Source organism: Prochlorococcus marinus str. MIT 9313 (genome assembly GCF_000011485.1).
GTDB classification, from domain to species: Bacteria; Cyanobacteriota; Cyanobacteriia; order PCC-6307; family Cyanobiaceae; genus Prochlorococcus; species Prochlorococcus marinus_D.
The window spans coordinates 1,596,828-1,614,454 of record NC_005071.1; the positions used below are offsets into that span (position 1 = coordinate 1,596,828).

General features: G+C 48.7%; 15 protein-coding genes. 9 read left to right on the forward strand and 6 right to left on the reverse strand.

Features of this window, described 5'->3' with window-relative positions:
• Nucleotides 1-7: 7 nt before the first annotated feature.
• Nucleotides 8-841: a TatD family hydrolase gene (locus AKG35_RS08035; RefSeq protein ID WP_011130876.1), complete on the reverse strand. Its 834-nt coding sequence runs from the start codon at nt 839-841 to the stop codon at nt 8-10.
• Nucleotides 842-888: 47 nt separating this feature from the next.
• Nucleotides 889-1,191 (reverse strand): 30S ribosomal protein S20, encoded by a 303-nt coding sequence (gene rpsT / locus AKG35_RS08040; RefSeq protein WP_011130877.1) that lies wholly within the window; start codon nt 1,189-1,191, stop codon nt 889-891.
• A gap of 130 nt (nt 1,192-1,321) precedes the next feature.
• Here rpsT and hisD point away from each other — a divergent pair, with 130 nt between their 5' ends.
• The gene (gene hisD, locus AKG35_RS08045) at nt 1,322-2,650 is read left to right on the forward strand and encodes a histidinol dehydrogenase (protein WP_011130878.1); all 1,329 of its coding nucleotides are present in this window, start codon (nt 1,322-1,324) and stop codon (nt 2,648-2,650) included.
• Between the two features lie 5 nt (nt 2,651-2,655).
• On the opposite strand, the gene rpiA is transcribed toward hisD, so the two are convergent.
• The 4 genes from rpiA to AKG35_RS08065 all read right to left on the reverse strand — a co-directional run bounded on the left by rpiA (nt 2,656) and on the right by AKG35_RS08065 (nt 7,141).
• Complete coding sequence (gene rpiA / locus AKG35_RS08050) at nt 2,656-3,372, reverse strand: ribose-5-phosphate isomerase RpiA (RefSeq protein WP_011130879.1); 717 nt, start codon at nt 3,370-3,372, stop codon at nt 2,656-2,658.
• Nucleotides 3,373-3,414: 42 nt separating this feature from the next.
• Entirely contained in the window at nt 3,415-4,572 is a 1,158-nt protein-coding gene (locus AKG35_RS08055; protein ID WP_011130880.1) for a trypsin-like peptidase domain-containing protein, read from the reverse strand.
• Between the two features lie 535 nt (nt 4,573-5,107).
• Nucleotides 5,108-6,049 (reverse strand): hypothetical protein, encoded by a 942-nt coding sequence (locus AKG35_RS08060; RefSeq protein ID WP_236069577.1) that lies wholly within the window; start codon nt 6,047-6,049, stop codon nt 5,108-5,110.
• Between the two features lie 90 nt (nt 6,050-6,139).
• Nucleotides 6,140-7,141 carry a hypothetical protein gene (locus AKG35_RS08065; protein WP_011130882.1) on the reverse strand — a complete coding sequence of 334 codons (1,002 nt, stop codon included), beginning with the start codon at nt 7,139-7,141 and terminating at the stop codon, nt 6,140-6,142.
• Nucleotides 7,142-7,576: 435 nt separating this feature from the next.
• On the opposite strand from AKG35_RS08065, the gene AKG35_RS08070 reads away from it, so the two are divergent.
• From AKG35_RS08070 to AKG35_RS08105, 8 genes are all read left to right on the forward strand, one after another.
• Nucleotides 7,577-9,937 carry an arylsulfatase gene (locus AKG35_RS08070; protein WP_011130883.1) on the forward strand — a complete coding sequence of 787 codons (2,361 nt, stop codon included), beginning with the start codon at nt 7,577-7,579 and terminating at the stop codon, nt 9,935-9,937.
• Nucleotides 9,938-10,031: 94 nt separating this feature from the next.
• Complete coding sequence (locus AKG35_RS08075; RefSeq protein WP_011130884.1) at nt 10,032-10,907, forward strand: formylglycine-generating enzyme family protein; 876 nt, start codon at nt 10,032-10,034, stop codon at nt 10,905-10,907.
• A 177-nt stretch (nt 10,908-11,084) separates the two neighbouring features.
• A complete protein-coding gene (grrP, locus tag AKG35_RS08080) occupies nt 11,085-11,966 on the forward strand; it encodes an extracellular substrate binding-like orphan protein GrrP (protein ID WP_041385167.1) in 882 nt (293 codons plus the stop codon).
• A 51-nt stretch (nt 11,967-12,017) separates the two neighbouring features.
• The gene (gene grrA, locus AKG35_RS08085; RefSeq protein WP_011130886.1) at nt 12,018-12,386 is read left to right on the forward strand and encodes a GrrA/OscA1 family cyclophane-containing rSAM-modified RiPP; all 369 of its coding nucleotides are present in this window, start codon (nt 12,018-12,020) and stop codon (nt 12,384-12,386) included.
• 120 nt (nt 12,387-12,506) lie between these two features.
• A complete protein-coding gene (gene grrA / locus AKG35_RS08090; protein ID WP_011130887.1) occupies nt 12,507-12,770 on the forward strand; it encodes a GrrA/OscA1 family cyclophane-containing rSAM-modified RiPP in 264 nt (87 codons plus the stop codon).
• The gene (gene grrM, locus AKG35_RS08095; protein WP_011130888.1) at nt 12,767-13,942 is read left to right on the forward strand and encodes a cyclophane-forming radical SAM/SPASM peptide maturase GrrM/OscB; all 1,176 of its coding nucleotides are present in this window, start codon (nt 12,767-12,769) and stop codon (nt 13,940-13,942) included. The genes grrA (AKG35_RS08090) and grrM overlap by 4 nt, the downstream gene beginning before the upstream one ends.
• Nucleotides 13,943-14,120: 178 nt before the next feature.
• Nucleotides 14,121-15,644 carry a DUF1254 domain-containing protein gene (locus AKG35_RS08100; RefSeq protein ID WP_011130889.1) on the forward strand — a complete coding sequence of 508 codons (1,524 nt, stop codon included), beginning with the start codon at nt 14,121-14,123 and terminating at the stop codon, nt 15,642-15,644.
• A gap of 26 nt (nt 15,645-15,670) precedes the next feature.
• Complete coding sequence (locus AKG35_RS08105; protein ID WP_011130890.1) at nt 15,671-17,242, forward strand: DUF1254 domain-containing protein; 1,572 nt, start codon at nt 15,671-15,673, stop codon at nt 17,240-17,242.
• The last annotated feature ends 385 nt before the right edge of the window (nt 17,243-17,627 follow it).

A 17,627-nucleotide genomic window follows, 5' to 3' on the forward strand; every position in this document is an offset into this window, starting at 1 on the left:
CTTGAGATCAGGGCAAAGAAAACAATCGTCTTGCATTAGCCGTGCTACTGCTTGCAACGAAGGCCAAAGACTCCCCTCGAAGCTCAGCCACCCGAGAAGCCACAGCTTCGACGTAGGCAGGCTCATTGCGCTTACCCCTACGAGGCACTGGAGCCAGAAACGGACAATCCGTCTCGACTAGAAAACGATTCTGCGGAACTTCGCGCGCGCAGGCGTGAATGGCCTCAGCCTTCGGGAAGGTGACTGTGCCACTGAAACTGATGTAAAGACCAAGATCCAAGCAGACCTCCATATCCTCTGGTGTGCCGCCCCAGCAATGCATCACCCCCCTAGGGCAACGACCCTCCTTCTGACGCTGACGCAACTCCAACGTCATGGGATCAAATGCATCACGACAATGAATGATCACGGGTAGATCTAACTCCGTGGCCAAGTCCAACTGCGGTCTCAGCACAGCCAACTGCTGTTCAAGATTTGAATCCCGGTAAAGATCAAGCCCCAGTTCACCAATAGCCACCACCCTTGGATCTTCAAGAGCTGCATCTCGCAACAGCGACTGCGTCTGAGGATTCCAGTGCTGCGTGTCGAGGGGATGAACCCCCACTGAATAGCGCAGTTCAGGGAAACGATCCGCCAAAGCACGAATCGCAGGAATCTCTGCGGGTTCCACGCACGCATGCAGCAGACTCGCTACGCCCGCCTGTCGCCAGCGTTCAGCTACCTCATCGAGATCATCATCGAAATTGCGAAAGACGATGTGACAATGACTATCGATAAAAATCGGAGACGACACCAGAACCGAAAACGCATCTTTGGCCCCATTGTGGAGTCCTTTCCTCATCAAGGGAAAGAACAAGCCCTTTCAAAATGGACCATGGCAAATCTGTCCTAAGTGCTTGGCGCCGGTTCAATCGCCTGCTTCACCGCTGCACTAAGACGAGACTTCTGATGGGCAGCGGTGTTGCGATGCAGAACTCCACGTTTCACCGCCTTATCAATTTTGCTGAAAGCCGAATCAATGCTGGCCTTTACATTCGCTTTAGCTGTCTCGCCAGGCTGCTGAGAATAATGACTACAAGCGCTGAAGCAACGCTTCATTAATGTGCGCATGGCCGATTTATACGACTTGTTCTCCAGACGGTTGCGCTCGGCAATCTGAACACGCTTCTTGGAAGACTTGTTATTGGCCACAGATGCTTGCGCTGATTCAACAATCCATCACATTAACCCAGCACCAATTTTTGAGATGCCATTACAAGCGCTTTAAGACAAGCCAGAAGAGCAAGCCCTAACTTGATTTCAGATATTCAGGTTGCAGACTTTGACACAAAGCGGCCAGGCCGAGTCAGAGACTCCCTCAACCCTGATTCATTGTGTTCGGGATCGGCAACAAGCCAAGCGTGAACTAGAGCGGCTGGCCAACCGCTCTACCGGCAATTCTCAAAAGCAAGCCATGGCGACGGTGGAGGACATCCTCGACACCGTTCGCAGCCAAGGGGACCAAGCCCTGATCACCTTGACCGAGCGCTTTGACGGTTTTCGTCCAGAGCCATTAACCGTAGCTCCAGAAGAGTTGGAAGACGCCTGGCGAAAAACTCCCCAAAAACTTCAATCTGCTCTGGAACTGGCCTATCGCCGTATCCAGGATTTCCATCAGCATCAGCGACCGAATGACCTGATGGTGCAAGGCATCCATGGCGAACAATTGGGCCGCCGCTGGCGCCCTGTACAAAAAGCCGGGATCTACATCCCAGGAGGCCGAGCTGCCTATCCGAGCACAGTGCTAATGAATGCAGTCCCAGCCCAAGTAGCCGGTGTGGAGCAGCTGGTGATGACTTCACCCGCGGGAAGGGATGGTCAGATCAACAGAACCGTTCTAGCCGCCGCACACCTAGCAGGCATTCGTGAGGTCTTGCGTCTCGGTGGTGCCCAAGCCATCGCAGCCCTGGCCTTTGGCACTGAAACCGTGCCAAAGGTCGATGTGATCAGCGGACCCGGCAATCTCTACGTCACCCTTGCGAAAAAGGCCGTCTACGGGCAAGTGGGCATTGATTCGCTCGCCGGCCCAAGTGAGGTTTTAGTCATCGCCGACCAGAGTGCTCGTGTTGAGCAGGTGGCCGCCGACCTACTGGCCCAATCAGAACACGATCCACTTGCTGCTGCAGTACTACTCACCACCGAAGCAAGCCTCGCCGAACAGCTCCCATCCCATTTGGAGGCTCAGCTTAAGGGGCACCCTCGCGAGCAGATCTGCCGAGCCTCTTTAAGCAACTGGGGGCTGGTCGTGATCTGTGAAAGCCTGGAAAGATGCGCTCAACTCAGCGATCACTTCGCACCTGAGCACTTGGAGTTATTGGTCGAGCACCCGCACGCCATTGCCGACTGCATCAAAAATGCCGGCGCCATCTTCATCGGCCCCTGGACCCCTGAAGCGGTAGGCGACTATCTAGCCGGACCAAACCACACACTACCGACATGCGGAACGGCCCGCTTCAGCGGCGCCCTGAGCGTGGAAACATTTCTGCGGCACACCTCTCTAATCGAATTCAATCGATCTGCCCTTGAGGCCACTGCTAACGCCGTAAGGGAATTGGCCAGCAGCGAAGGCTTGCACAGCCATGCTGAATCCGTGCGTATCCGCTTCGAATAACCCCTCTACTCACGGCGCTGTAGACGACGCACTCCCGCAACACCATCACTAATCTGGCCAACCAAAACTTCATCGGTGAGATTGACGAACAAACCGTTCTCTAAGACACCCGGAAGATTGTTAATTCGACACTCCAGATCCTCAGGGTCACCAATACCTCCGGCCATGCTTACATCCAAAACGAGATTGCCCTGATCGGTAACCACAGGACCAGCCTTGCACTGAGCCATACGCAAATCAGCAATACCGCCCAACTCAGCCAAGCGACCCTGCACCTGTCGCCAAGCACCAGGCAAGACCTCAACCGGAAGTAAAAAACCAAGGTTGAGCCGATCAACAATCTTTGTGGAATCAACAACAACCACAAAGCGATCCGCTCTACTGGCGACAAGCTTCTCCTGCACATGGCAGGCCCCGCCACCTTTAATTAACTGAAAAGAGGGATCAACTTCATCAGCTCCATCGATCGCCAAGTCGATGCGATCCACGGCCGTGAGGTTGCGCAAGGGAATCCCCAACTCCGCAGCCATCACTTCGCCTTGGAAAGAGGTGGTAACGCCAACAATGTCCCGAAGCTCACCACTGGCCAGCTTGGCACCAAGAGCCTGGATCATCAGAGCTGCCGTCGAGCCTGAACCCAAACCAAGAACCATGCCATCTTTGATCTGCTCCACAGCGGCTGCCGCCACCGCTTGCTTCATCTGAGTTTGAAGGTCCGCCATCGTTTCTGAATCATCGGCGCGACGGTAGCAAGGGCAAGGGTTTCAACTAAGGCCAGGTAATGCGGCTGGATTAACCGAAAGGCTCATCTCTTGACCATTGCGCATGATCCTTAATGACAAGGGGACACCGATCTCAGCCTGATCAACCTGTTTAAGCAGAGTTTGTGGATCAGAGACTGATGTTTCAGCTGCCGCAATCACAAGATCACCACGCCGCAAACCAGCGCGTTCCGCCGGGCTATCCGGCAAAACACTCTGCACAAGCGCCCCAAAGCGTTCGGGTAATTCCACCAGCGAATTCGGATCACGATTGTGCTCCCTGGCAATACGAGCTGTCAGCGGCACCAATTGGACACCCAAATAAGGATGAACCACCTCCCCACTGGTCAAAAGCTGCTCAGAAACATGCCGAGCCAAATTGATCGGGATAGCAAATCCCAAACCAGCGCCTGGACCAGAACGAACCAGTGTGTTGATACCGATCACCTCACCACGACCATTCACGAGTGGACCACCGGAATTGCCAGGGTTAATCGCGGCATCGGTCTGAATCAAATCCAAACGTTTATCAGAGAAGCCAAGGCTGCTGATATTGCGATGCAGGCTGCTAACAATGCCAAGGGTGACGGTGCGTTCAAGGCCATAGGGGGTACCAAGAGCGATCGCCCAATCGCCTACCTCAAGGGCATCAGAATCTCCGAGAGGGGCGGCCTCAGGACGTGTGCCCCCATCCAGTCTCACAAGAGCAAGATCAGTAACAGGATCCGTCCCGACAACCGAACCATCGTGTTGATCTCCATCGGCAAGGGTGACGCTGACCGCATCCACCCGTTCAACCACGTGGGCATTGGTCAGCACCAACCCCTGGTCATCGATCACGACACCCGAACCCTGACCGCGCTCACGCTCTGGCCCAATTCCTGGCTCGCCCAAGAGATCTCTGAGCAAGGGATCAATCAAGGTGGGATCAAAAGGCTGACGTTGCACAGTGCGTTCGGTATCAATGCGAACCACTGCAGGCGCCACCTGACTTACCGCATCAGCAACGAAGTTATGGCTAGTCGTGCCATCTAAACCAGACAAAGCCCAAACAGGCTGACCCCCTGCAGCAAGAGGGAACAGCACGGACATCAAAAACAATCCCCAAAAGCGCTTCAAAACAATGCAACCCTGTTGCAGCAACAATCTGAAAGAGATCATGAACGCGAGGCTAAGCCGAAACAGAGGAGCAAGGCAAAGCTGCGCAACCGATCTGCCAGAAGAATGCTGAAATCAATACTTTGCGTGCCTATGAGGTGGCTAATGACTTGAGGCCAAAAAACGATCAGACCGGCTCCAACAAGAAATGATCAGCAAAGAAACTCCAGAAATTCAATGCTATATCAATAAAATCACAAATAATCGCCAGCACAAAACCACCTAAAGACAAACGCATTCGTTCTTCGATGGCAGAAGAAAATTGGCATCAAACCTTGCCATACTAACAACAATACAAGCAATAGAAGATCATACAAATCACTCCCACCAATTAAGGCAAGTTAGCTTTGCTCAAAACGCAAGGATTAGAAGAACTGCAAAACTTAAGAAGGGATAATACATAGCAACCGTGATGCATAAAGGAGCAAAACTCGTATTAATTTCCCACCAATATCAATCTCTATACATCAAGAGATATCGATACAAACAACTGATAGAGACAAGACATCGAAAGCCGAATAGGACCAACTAAAGACCATTAAGGGAAAAACCATCTCAAGCCAAGGTTAACACCATTCTGATAATTACTATAGCTATTATCAGTATTATAACCGGCGTACTCAAGGCCAAAGTACTTCCAAGAAAGAGTTAATTGCGCCGAATTACCCACTGTATAAGCAAGTCCTGCCTGAGCAGTTCCAGAAAGATCCTTCTTGCCAGAAAGACCAAATCCTCCCGCATCCAACCTCATAAAAGCCTGCCATTCTGGACTCATCGCATAAGTCACCTGCATGCCAAGTAATGGTTGAGCCCAGGTGCGATCAATCGATCCGCTCGCGCTCTTCTCCAACTCTGGTATTTCCTTCTTTGTTAACGTCCTGCCATTCACTTTGACATCCGCTCCTAAAGACATATCCATGTCCATACCTGCATCAATGATTCGTGCACCAACAAAGCCTATAAAAGTGGAGTCGCCTGTTTTCATGACTGGCTGTTCAATGGCACCAAGGCGATAGCGCAGAGCAAGGTCAACTACAGACTGATTGAAATCTGTAGTTGATTTACTATTAAGCTTCAGGCCATCAATTGGAGGATTAAGTTCTTCACCATCAAAACTATTTGTACCACTCTGATCCTCAGATGACGTGCCATAAATAATCCCAGCCATGAAGCCCAGTCGCCCATATTCAACAGAAGCCCTTCCTGTAAAAAGCCCTGTAACGGTAGCCAAAACATCGGCAAGGCTCGAGTCTATAGGCGCAGTGTTTCCATTGATTGTGATGTCTCCAGTTGTCGATAATGGCAGGAATCCATAAAGGTCTAAATACACTCTCCAATCATCCTCTTCCAATACATCCTCATTCTCTTCGACCACCTCATCATCTTCAAGCTGATCTGGTTCAATCGAAACCAAGACCTGCCCCTGCTTAGGATTGCGCTCATACAGAGATTGCTCTGCAAAGGCCTCAGAGGACAACATTGAAAAAGTAGAAATTGCAATCAGTGCTATTAGAGGTCGTGAAGGTGTCATATTTTTGTATTAGTGGGGAGAATAATAAAAAGAATACTTTTAGCTACCAGTTGGGAATAGGAACTGAACCTGAGTACGGATCGTAAATTCACCTTGAAGTTTTTCTCCAAAGATTTCCGGCCTTACAGCATTCCAATAGGCACTTAGCGAAGCATTAACAGGTTGATTACCAATTTTAAAGACCCTACCTATCCCAGCTCCAATAGGAACCATCCAACCCTTGCCATCATCTGCATTCCAGTCATTCGTGATCACTGGTGAACTCGTAATGTACCAACCCTTCGGCATGTTGTAGTTAAGAAAGGGCTGGATCAGAAGCTTATTCACATCTTTGCCTCCACGTCCTGAAAAGGACCAGACATTATTAGCAAGACCTCCTAGAACCCATGGGCCTTTGGTATAGACGACAACTGCTGAAGGCCCAGCACTCCAACGCTGAGAACTGATGCGAATATCGGTCGCCGATGGAATGATCAAAGTTGGACCAAGGCCGATCGTAAGATTCCCCTTAAGAGTTGGTACAAAGAAAACACTCGGATTGATATCTCCTATGGCTGTAAAGTCCACTCCGTCAGCCCATGGCTGATTGACAATTGGCACAATCGTTCGTGTGACCAAGGTGAGATCATCGCTAATCTTGAATGGCACAACAGGCTGGACATTGACAACATTTTGCGTGCGATTATCACGTACCGACGGGTCAATTAATGAAGGCGCCCATTGAGTTCCAGGCGTAGCATTCCACTGAATCGGGAAGCTGATCATGCTCGCAATCGGATTCTGGGCTTGCTTGGCCAAATCTTCCGTGTTGCCTTGATCTGCTCCAGCCTCTAGGTTCGCTTGTGAGCTCGATTCAGGGTCTGCAGAATCTGCTTGAGCGATCTCCTCTTGAATGGTTAACGCCGAGAAATCAAATGGCTGCTCAGTATCAATATCATGATGCTCAGCAAAAGACGGTTGCATGACCATGGCACTGAGGGCAGCTCCTGCAGTCAGCACACAGCGTCTTAGTGGTAATGCTACTGGAGCAATTCTGACCATTGATTAAAAAGATTTTGAGAATGTTATCCCCTCTTTTAAAAGAAAACTCCTATTAAGTATTAAGAAAAAGTGATGAATCAAACCAGCAATCTAGAACCCATCACTGATCACCTCCCCAGAATGCTCCAGTCAATAAATAGCGAAGAACAAATGGCTCTTATGCTTCATTTTTGATAGCAAATAAGACGAAACCCATCAGCGCGTCAAGGCATCATGGAAAAGTGATATCATTCTGACATTGTTCAGACATGGATGAGATCATTAAACAAGTTGCATACCCTAGTCTGTTCAATAACTTGAGAACGACTTCTTTCGATCAAAGCCTTGCATTTGTTTGAAATTTAGCGACAAGTCGTCCTGGATCCACAAACAGCTATGGACTTATCCCTGTTAAATGGTGATCACCAATAAAAAATCTCCCACTTCAAAGCAAACATGAAATTCAGAATGCTTCTTTGGCTTGCATGTATCATAAGTTTCACAGCAACATCCGCCGCCAACGCAGAAGAGATTAATCGCCGGCGACTTCCGATCGCAGATCCATATCCTCAGAAAGTTGACGAGCGCTTACCAAGTCAAGTCAAAATGCCACGACAACATGTCGTCGAGGCACCCAAAGGAGCCCCCAATGTTGTTGTCATCTTGTTGGATGATGTTGGTTTTGGTGCTCCTTCGCCCTTTGGCGGAGTGGTGCAAATGCCGGCCCTGCAGGAACTAGCAAACAATGGCCTGAGTTATAACCGATTTCATACTTCAGCCCTATGTGCACCTACACGAGCTGCTCTTAAAGCAGGCCGTAATCACCATGTGATGAACATGGGTTCCATCCCTGAAATTGCGACTGGATATGCGGGCAATACCACCTTTGTGCCTAACTATGCCGAACCTGTAGCCGAGATCCTAAGGCTCAATGGCTACAACACAGGCGCTTTTGGTAAATGGCATGAAACCCCTGGTCGTGAGACCACTGCTGCGGGCCCACAAACCCGCTGGCCAACAAGGCAAGGATTTGAAAAATTTTATGGCTTCATCGGCGCAGAAGAAAATATGTATGAGCCTTCACTTCACGATGGGGTCACAATCATTGATTACCCAGATCGAGAGGATTACCACTTCCTTGAAGACATGACAGATCAGGCTATTGCCTGGATGCGCCAACAACAGGGACTGCGCCCAGACAAGCCTTTCTTTATCTATTATGCATCTGCTGGCTCACATGCACCACACCATGTAAGACCTGAATGGATTAAAAAGTACAAGGGAAAGTTTGATAAGGGCTGGGATGTTATTCGAGAAGAAACGCTCGCAAATCAGATCGCAAAAGGTGTTGTACCCCCAAACACACAACTGGCAAAAAAACCAGCAAGTGTGCCGAACTGGGATGATCTTAGTGATGTACAAAAACGCATGTTTGCCCGACAAGCAGAGGTGTTCGCAGCTTTTACAGAATACACAGACTATCAAGCTGGGCGACTGATCCAGGCCATTGATGATCTTGGTGAACTTGACAACACGCTGGTTATTTATATCAGTGGTGATAACGGCACAAGCTCAGAAGGGAACCAAACCGGCAACTGGAACTGGGGGCACATGTTTAACGGCATCCCTGAAACACTTGAGGCTCAGTTAGAGCATTATGACAATTGGGGTGATCAAAACACCTATCCACATATGGCAGTCGGCTGGGCGATTGCCTTTGATACTCCATTTGCATTTACCAAACAAATTGCCGGGGATTTTGGCGGTACACGCAATGGCACTGTGATTCATTGGCCTGAGGCCATCAAATCAAAAGGAGAGATACGCGATCAATTCTCCCATGTGATTGATGTTGCGCCAACGATCCTTGAAGCTGCTGGCTTACCCATGCCTGAACAGATCAATGGGATTGCACAAATCCCGATGCAAGGAACCAGCCTTATTTATTCTTTCGATAACGCTGATGCACCTGAGCGTCACAAGGTTCAATATTTTGAAGTTGTTGGTAATCGTGGAATCTATCAAGATGGCTGGATGGCAAGAGCCACCGTTGGCCTGCCATGGGAAGCACCCAAGAAGATGCATAGCGTCGCCAAAGATGATGGATGGGAGTTATACGACACGCGCAATGATTTCAGCCTAGCTAACAACCTGGCAACTCAGTATCCAGAACGGCTCGAGGCAATGAAACGACTCTTCTTGAAAGAAGCAATCGCCAATCAAGTGCTTCCCTTAGATGATCGTCTGTTGCAACGTTTAGTGCCTTCTGTTGCAGGCCGGCCAACGATAATGGGCGCGTCGAGGACACAACTTGATCTCTACCCAGGCTCCTGGAATCTTGTTGAGGATGCCATCCTCAATGTCAAGAATGTTTCCAACAGCATTACAGCCAAGGTCGACATTGACTCAAGCCAAGATGCCAACGGCGTGATCATGGCCCAAGGGAGCCGCTTTGGCGGATGGTCACTTTATGTAGAAGATGGTTATCCGGCCTATGCCTATAACTACCTGGGCAATCTTCATACCTTCCGCAGCAAGGAGAAACTCTCTTCTGGCAACAGAAAAATTCGCTTTGAGATGGATTACGACGGGGGAGGCACTGGTAAGGGTGCAGATGTGCGCCTGCTAGTTGATGACAAAGTCACATCAACTGGCAGGGTTGATGCAACCGTTGGTACACGTTTTTCGATTGACGAAGGTGCTGATGTTGGCATGGATCGTGGGTCACCTGTTGCTCAACGAGTGATTGGGGATCAGCGCTTCAGTGCCTTCAATGGGACCATCAACAAGGTGACATTAGAGATCTATCCACAGTGACATTGGTTGGGCACTCTGAATGTGCTCTTACTTAGCCATCTTGGCTTTTAGGCAACAATAAAGATGGACACATTTCCACCTGCAGACTTTAATTGTGACCACATCTTTGCCAGTAGAGATGGTAACCATCCCCGCAGGGCTCTATCGAGTTGGCTGTGATCGCTGCTATCCGGATGGTTCAGTTCGCTGCTATCCGGAGGAAACACCCGCGCGAGAAGTGCAGCTTGACTCATTCCAGATCGACGTAGGGCCAGTCACCAATGCCCAGTTCCGAGCTTTCGTTAGCGCCACGCAGCATCTCACAGTCTCGGAGCTACCACCTGATCCAACGCTCTATCCCGATCTAGCGCCCGAGGAACGCATCCCTGAATCAGTTGTCTTTCAACCGCCTCCAGCAACGGTGGATCGCAGCAAACCCTTGAGCTGGTGGACCCTCATGGCTGGGGCTGATTGGCGTCATCCCCAAGGACCCGAAAGCACGATCGATGGCCTTGATGATCACCCTGTCGTGCATGTCGCCTATGCCGACGCCATCGCCTATGCCCATTGGGCTGGCAAGCGTCTCCCCTCTGCTGAAGAGTGGGAAGTAGCCGCCCGCGGGGGTCTTGTCGATGCCCAATACGCCTGGGGGAATGAACTCACTCCCAATAACCGCTGGATGGCGAACATCTGGCAAGGTCCTTTCCCTTGGCACAACGAGGAGCTAGACGGCTGGTTCTGGACCTCGCCCGTTGGCAGCTTTCCTGCCAACGGCTATGGACTCTTGGATGTTTGCGGCAATGTGTGGGAATGGACCAACTCTGTTTATCCCGTGGCGTCAGGCCACCAGGAACGGCGAACTATCAAAGGCGGATCGTTTCTCTGCGCAGATAATTACTGCGTACGTTATCGACCCTCTGCACTACAAGGCCAGACAGTAGACACTGCCACCTGTCACATGGGCTTTCGCTGTGCAAAAGGAGGGCCTTGATTGCTGACTCACTTAGAGAGCATCAACCCCATCGCTAGGTCAAATTTCAACTGCAATCGTAGGCAGTTCGCAACAAAAGATGAATCCAGGTCAGTCAGTTTTCATAACAATATTCCATAGGCTCACTCTTTTTTTGCATACAAAGTAAAATTGGATGATCTACTAATTGGCATTTTAATGAAGACACGAAGTATCGCGTTTGTGGGCTCTTTATTCGCATTAGCTGCCTTAACAGCCCAGCCAGTCTCAGCAGAGACCTCCATGGAGTCGGTTGTACGCAGTGGCAAGCTGAACGCGGTAGTCATTGGTGACGAGCTGCCTTTTGCTAGCAAGAGCGACGCCGGCTTCAAGGGCCTAGCAATCAATGTTGTTGCAGCTGTCAAAAATGAACTTCAGGCATTTGCAGGCAAGCCGATCAGGCTTAATGCCCTACAGGTGAACTCAGTACAGGACGCAAAAGATGCCCTGCTGAGCGGCAAAGCAGACATCGCCTGTGGTGTTGCCTACTCCTGGGAAAGGGCAATGCTTGTTGACTACACCATCCCGTTTGCCTTGGGCGGGGTGAGGGTACTAGCTCCTACCGGCAATGATGGCACTCCCGCATCTCTTGCAGGCAAGACTGTTGGGGTCATTAAAGACACCGTTGCTGCACAAACTCTCGCAACAGCAGCCCCACAAGCGAATTACGTCTCCTACGACTCTCCAGCAGCAGCTCTTGCCGCCATGCGCTCTGGCTCTGTTGACATCCTCGGTGGAGACAGTCTCTGGCTCAAAGCCAATAAAGCCAGGGTGGCAGCAAACGCCGATATCGTGCCAATCGTTCCATACGGCCGCTCAGGTGTCGGCTGCATCATTCCAGAAAACAACTCCACAATGCTGAATTACAGCAACATCGCCATCGGCAAGATCTTGCAGGGATATGTGAATGATGTTGCACCTGTTCAAACCATGGTCAATCGCTGGATTGGTCCAGGAAGTGCCGTTAACCTCAATCAAGACTTGATCAAGGCCTACTACGCCACGGTCTTATCTACCGCTGCTCAACTATCTTTGCGTTGATCGCTTGAAGATTCTAATTCCAATCCTTCACATCCTCTCTTCTACAAACTCATGACACCTCGCTCTCTACTCGGCATATATGTGCTTCTAGCTTCATCAGCTGTTGTCGTGCAGTCTGCTGAAGCTGCCGTTTACAATAAACCTAACCTTTCAAATCCCATCGAAGCGAAAATTCAAACCGTTCGAACTGGCAGCTGGAAAGCATTACTTAAAGAGAATCAATTAAGCTCAAATGAAAGAAATGTTGCTCGGGCATGGGGCAACGGTGGTGGCCGGGCATGGGGGAATGGTGGCGGCAGGGCTGTTCGCCGTGCATGGGGTAATGGCGGAGGATGGGGTAATGGCGGAGGCGGCTGGATGAATGGCGGAGGCGGCTGGATGAATGGCGGCTACGGGGGCCGTGGTTTTGCTAATTGGTGACGATTAATCAGACCACCTAAGCGACATCGATCAAAGCAATGACACTCATCAATGCTTTGATCGATGCATTATCACCATTAGTACTGAATAAAATAGCACCACTAATGTAGTCATTACAGCATGGCAACTCGCTCTCTAATCAGTCTATATGCATTACTAGCAACTCCTGCTGTAATCACGCAATCTGCAGAGGCTACGGTTTACAGCCAACCAAATACTTCTAACCCAATTGAAGCGAGCATCAAAGACATTCGCAACAGTAGCTGGAGCTTATTTCTCAGACCTAATAATGCAATATTTGGAGAGAATGATCAGGCACGCTCCTGGGAAAATAGTAGTGGGGGGTTTCTTGAACTGGTGAACAGACAACATTCATCTCAATGACAACAACAAGTCCTGACATCAGTCGCTTCGGTCCAATCGGGCTGGTAGTTATTCAGTCCACCTCTCTATGCAATCTGGACTGCTCATACTGCTATCTGCCAGATCGTAAGAGCCGCAAGATCTTTGATCTTGAGCTTTTGCCTTTACTGATGCAAAGGATATTCGAAAGCCCCTTCTTTGGTGAAGAGCTAAGCCTGGTGTGGCATGCAGGGGAGCCACTGACACTACCCTGCAGCTACTACGACAGAGCCACACAATTAATCAACGAAGCTGTAGAACAATGGACTAATGGAACAGTTCATGTTGAACAGCATGTACAAACTAATGCCACACTGATCAACGATGCTTGGTGTGAATGCTTTCGCAGAAATAAGATCATTGTTGGCATCAGCGTGGATGGCCCCAAAGACATACACGATGCCAACCGTTGCTTCGGTAATGGGGAAGGCTCTCATGTCCACTCAATGCGAGGCATCGAAGCACTAAAGCGAAACAAAATCCCATTTCATGCGATTGCTGTTGTAACTGCAACAGCAATGGATCATCCAAATGAGATGTATCAATTTTTTCGTGACAATGAAATTCATTCTGTTGGCTTCAATGTTGAAGAGCAAGAAGGTGAGCATACAAGTTCTTCCATGCAAGGTTACGAGCGTGAAGAACAATATCGTCAGTTCCTAGAAAGCTTTTGGCAGTTAAGTGAGCAGGATGGTTTCCCTGTTGTACTGAGGGAGTTTGATCAAGTGATCAGTCTGATTCGTGAGAATCGGCGACTTAATCAAAATGAACTCAATCGGCCTTACTCAATTCTGAGTGTCGATTGGCAGGGTAATTTTTCAACCTTTGACCCTGAACTTCTTTCAGTATCATCAAAGCTTTATGGCACATTTGATCTTGGTAGCATCCGAAATATTTCGCTAATGGAAGCAGCTAAGACCGAGCGATTTCAAACATTGTGGAAGGATATGCTGTCTGGTGTGAAACGCTGTGAAAAAGAATGCAACTACTTCGGCTTCTGCGGAGGCGGCATGGGAAGCAATAAGTTCTGGGAACACGGAAGCCTCAATTGTAGCGAAACAAATGCTTGCCGCTTCAACAATAAGATACCTGTAGATGTGCTATTAGATCGCTTCAAATCTAGCCCTCCAATAGACAACGAAACTCCTTTTTAACTCAAGCAATATTCGAGAAAAAAGAGTTGCAGTTTATGCTGGTTAGAGCAACACCCAATCCATCACAAAAAATTTATCAGTACAATAAATAAACAGAAAGAGCGATTCAATCATGATTAATCCATTCACTCAGTCTATCTTTAATCCCAGAGTCTCTTCGGTGATCGCGGGGATACTAATGAGCACATTAGCGAATGGCTTGTCAAGCCCAATGGGATTTGCAGAGACAACTGCATCAAAAAAAGTATCCCAGAATTTCACGACTCCAATACCCTCAGGTATCCTCACTCCAGATACAGTTAAAACAAGAATAGGTACATTTAATTTCTTCGATGGACTGCCTGACAAGGCAAGTGCAAAGCTGGCCTATGAAAATCTAGATTTCATCCGTGCGTACGAAACATTCTTGTCATTAATGCCTGCTGCGAGCATAGAAATGCTAAGGCAAGGTCATACAAAGATTGGGGTAGATGACTACAATGAAGTCATGCTAATGTCGCCTTTAGGATCCAACCCTATATTTCTCACAGGCAATACAGATACTGTTTATGGTTCTGTTTTCTTCGACCTAAGTAAAACCGGACCGCTTGTAATCAATATCCCTGCGGGCCTTGGCCCAGGCACGATCAATGATGCATTTTTCCGCTTTGTCGCTGACACTGGTGCCCCCGGGCCTGACAGAGGAAAGGGAGGGAAATACTTAATCCTTGGACCCAGTGATCAGGCGCCATCAGAAAGCAAAGACTACTTTGTGTTCCGTTCTCCCACATACTCAAACTGGCTAATAATGAGGGCATTCTTGGATGAAAATGGCAGTCCTGACAAAGCAGTTCAGAGTTACAAATCAGATCTCCATATTTATCCTTATCACCTCAAAGATTCTCAACCTGAAATGAAATTCATTGAAGCAGGAGATCTTGTATTTAACACTGTTCATGCCAACAATTTTCAATTTTTTGTCGAGCTGAATGAAGTTATTCAGAGGGAACCCATCAACTTCCTAGATCCAGAAATTCGGGGACTCGCCTCCTCCATTGGGATGGAAAAAGGAGTGCCTTTTAATCCTACGCCTGCGTTACGAAGCACGATGGAGGAAGCGGTCCAAGTTGGCGTTGCTTATGCAAGGTCAGAGATGACAAGACCCAGGGATCGATCGGCATACCTCTACGACGGCAAACAATGGACTACTCCTTTCGTTGGTGGTAGTCATGAATGGCTTCGTGATGGAGGCAAAGGAGGGCGAAACTTAGACGCAAGGGCAATGTATTTCTGGCTTGCCACTGTCAATACTCCAGCCATGGTGCTTGAAATGCCAGGAGTGGGCTCCCAGTATGGCCTGATTGCTACCGATTCCCAAAAGAAATTTCTCAATGGTGGCAAAAACTACAGACTCAACCTGCCAGCTAATATTCCTGCAAAGGATTTCTGGTCTTTTGTGGTCTATGACCCACAAACTCGTTCGGAACTACAGACCACACAAGCTCTACCAAGCAAGAACAGCAAGCGAGACAAAGACATCCTGATCAATGATGACGGATCGGTTGATCTTTACTTTGGGCCCAAAGCTCCTAACGGGAAAGCTTCTAACTGGATTCAAACAATCCCTGAGAAAGGTTGGTTCGCTCTACTGCGTCTATATGGGCCACTTGAGTCTTGGTTTGACAAAAGTTGGCAGCCAAATGATATCCAAAAACTCGACTAATAACAGCAATCATCACCTCATCAACAATGAATTTCACTCCAATGAAAACCTCACATGCTTTCCAAATTGCCGTTTCCGCACTCGCCCTTACATCATTATCCTGTGGCCTAGTTGCCAGAGCCAAAGATCAAATACCCAAGGGTTTCAATACTCCGATCCCTCAAGATATTCTAACGCCAGACAAAGTGAAAACCCGCATAGGGGATCTCAACTATTTTGATGGTCTACCTGATGATCAGACGATTGAACGCGCTCGTTATCAAGTTGACCTTGGCCGTGGAGTAAGAGCATTTCTAAACTTCATTCCTGCAGCTTCCATGGAAGTGATGTATGTAGGTCATCGTGATGACTATGGCATCAAATCAAGTAACCAGGTAGGGCTTTTTGAAAATTTAATGAGCTCAGACTCGCTCTGGCTCACCGGAAATACTGACACGGTCTACGCTTCTACCTTCCTCGATCTAAATAATGGCCCGATCGTCATTGAAGTACCACCAGGGATGGGTCCTGGCACGGTCAACGATGCCTATTTCCGCTTTATTGTGGACATGGGTGGACCGGGTCCCGACAAAGGCAAAGGAGGCAAATATTTAATCGTCCCTGAGAGCTATTCAGGAGTTATCCCAGAGGGCTATTTTGTTGCCAAAACTCCCAGCAGAATTAACTGGCTGATCTTACGAGGATTCCTTGATCAGGGAGGAAAGACTGATACTGCTATCAACAACTTTCAGAAAGGTCTGAAAATTTATCCTCTTGCAGAAAAGAATGCTCCTCCTGCGATGGAATTCAAGAATTTCACAGGCAAAAATGTTAATACAATCCACGCCAACAACTACAGCTTCTACGATGAACTCAATGATGTAATTCAGCGAGAGTCATCATCTGTTTTCTCTCCAGAGCTACTTGGAGTATTGGCAGCAATTGGGATCGAGAAGGGTAAAAGCTTCAATCCCGATGCGCGTATGAAAGATATTCTTATCGAAGCAGTAGCGATTGGTAACGCTACTGCTCGCGCAATTACATTTTTGCCACGTGATCCCAACACTTTCATCTATGAAGATCAGACGGGTGGCTGGAAAACAGGTTTCCTTGGTGGAAGCTATGAGTGGCTTAAAGACAAGGGGCAGGGCGGACGCTTTATCGATGCCCGCAGCCTTTACTTCTATCTTGCAACAGTCAATACACCGGCCATGCAGCTTGAGATTCCAGGCTTAGGTTCGCAATACGCCTACACCGCAAGCGATGCGGATGGCAATTACCTCGATGGCAGTTCCACATACAAACTCACGATTCCAGCCAATGCGCCTGCAAAGGATTTCTGGTCGTTTGTGGTTTACGATCCCCAGACCCGCTCCATGCTGCAGAGCAAAGAACAGCCCTATCCAAGTAAAAACAGTAAACGCAACCAAGACATGCTGGTGAATGATGATGGTTCAGTAGATCTTTACTTCGGGCCCAAAGCACCCGAAGGGAAAAAGACAAACTGGATCAAAACCATCCCCAGTAAAGGTTGGTTCGGGATCCTGCGGCTCTATGGTCCACTTGATCCCTGGTTCAATCAAACCTGGAAGCTGGGAGCCATTAAAAAGATGAACTGATTGCCAAGACGGATTGCCAAGACGTTGATCGTTCAGGCAACCGAGGTTGATTTGAATAGGGCATAGTACTGGTTATCATTCTTAGCAAGTTACTGATCAAGCAAACTGAACTTTGGCCCCAATATCTTCATGCACCGAGAGCAAAGCTGCTGAGATCGCATCAGCATGCCACGAATGATAATCATCGGAGGGGACTTGCACAGCGGCTTAACCATCACCAGCGGTCAAAACAGGTTATGCACTAATTTATACGCTCAGTATTGCAAGCAAACTTATGGACTTAACTAAACAACCCATTGACTCAAATCATGAGCCACTTGCAGCAATCCCTAGGCTTCACAGATACCTACTGGTGTTTACCTACGTGCTCAGGGCTAACTAGAAT

Excerpts from the sequence above, each read along its gene's own strand:
- AKG35_RS08055 (WP_011130880.1), bottom strand. The coding sequence starts at position 4,572 with ATGATCTCTTTCAGATTGTTGCTGCAACAGGGTTGCATTGTTTTGAAG.
- AKG35_RS08060 (WP_236069577.1), bottom strand. The coding sequence starts at position 6,049 with ATGTTGTCCTCTGAGGCCTTTGCAGAGCAATCTCTGTATGAGCGCAAT.
- AKG35_RS08100 (WP_011130889.1), top strand. The coding sequence starts at position 14,121 with ATGAGCACATTAGCGAATGGCTTGTCAAGCCCAATGGGATTTGCAGAG.
- AKG35_RS08035 (WP_011130876.1), bottom strand. The coding sequence starts at position 841 with ATGAGGAAAGGACTCCACAATGGGGCCAAAGATGCGTTTTCGGTTCTG.
- AKG35_RS08105 (WP_011130890.1), top strand. The coding sequence starts at position 15,671 with ATGAATTTCACTCCAATGAAAACCTCACATGCTTTCCAAATTGCCGTT.
- grrA (WP_011130887.1), top strand. The coding sequence starts at position 12,507 with ATGGCAACTCGCTCTCTAATCAGTCTATATGCATTACTAGCAACTCCT.
- grrM (WP_011130888.1), top strand. The coding sequence starts at position 12,767 with ATGACAACAACAAGTCCTGACATCAGTCGCTTCGGTCCAATCGGGCTG.
- AKG35_RS08070 (WP_011130883.1), top strand. The coding sequence starts at position 7,577 with ATGAAATTCAGAATGCTTCTTTGGCTTGCATGTATCATAAGTTTCACA.
- grrA (WP_011130886.1), top strand. The coding sequence starts at position 12,018 with ATGACACCTCGCTCTCTACTCGGCATATATGTGCTTCTAGCTTCATCA.
- AKG35_RS08065 (WP_011130882.1), bottom strand. The coding sequence starts at position 7,141 with ATGGTCAGAATTGCTCCAGTAGCATTACCACTAAGACGCTGTGTGCTG.
- grrP (WP_041385167.1), top strand. The coding sequence starts at position 11,085 with ATGAAGACACGAAGTATCGCGTTTGTGGGCTCTTTATTCGCATTAGCT.
- rpiA (WP_011130879.1), bottom strand. The coding sequence starts at position 3,372 with ATGGCGGACCTTCAAACTCAGATGAAGCAAGCGGTGGCGGCAGCCGCT.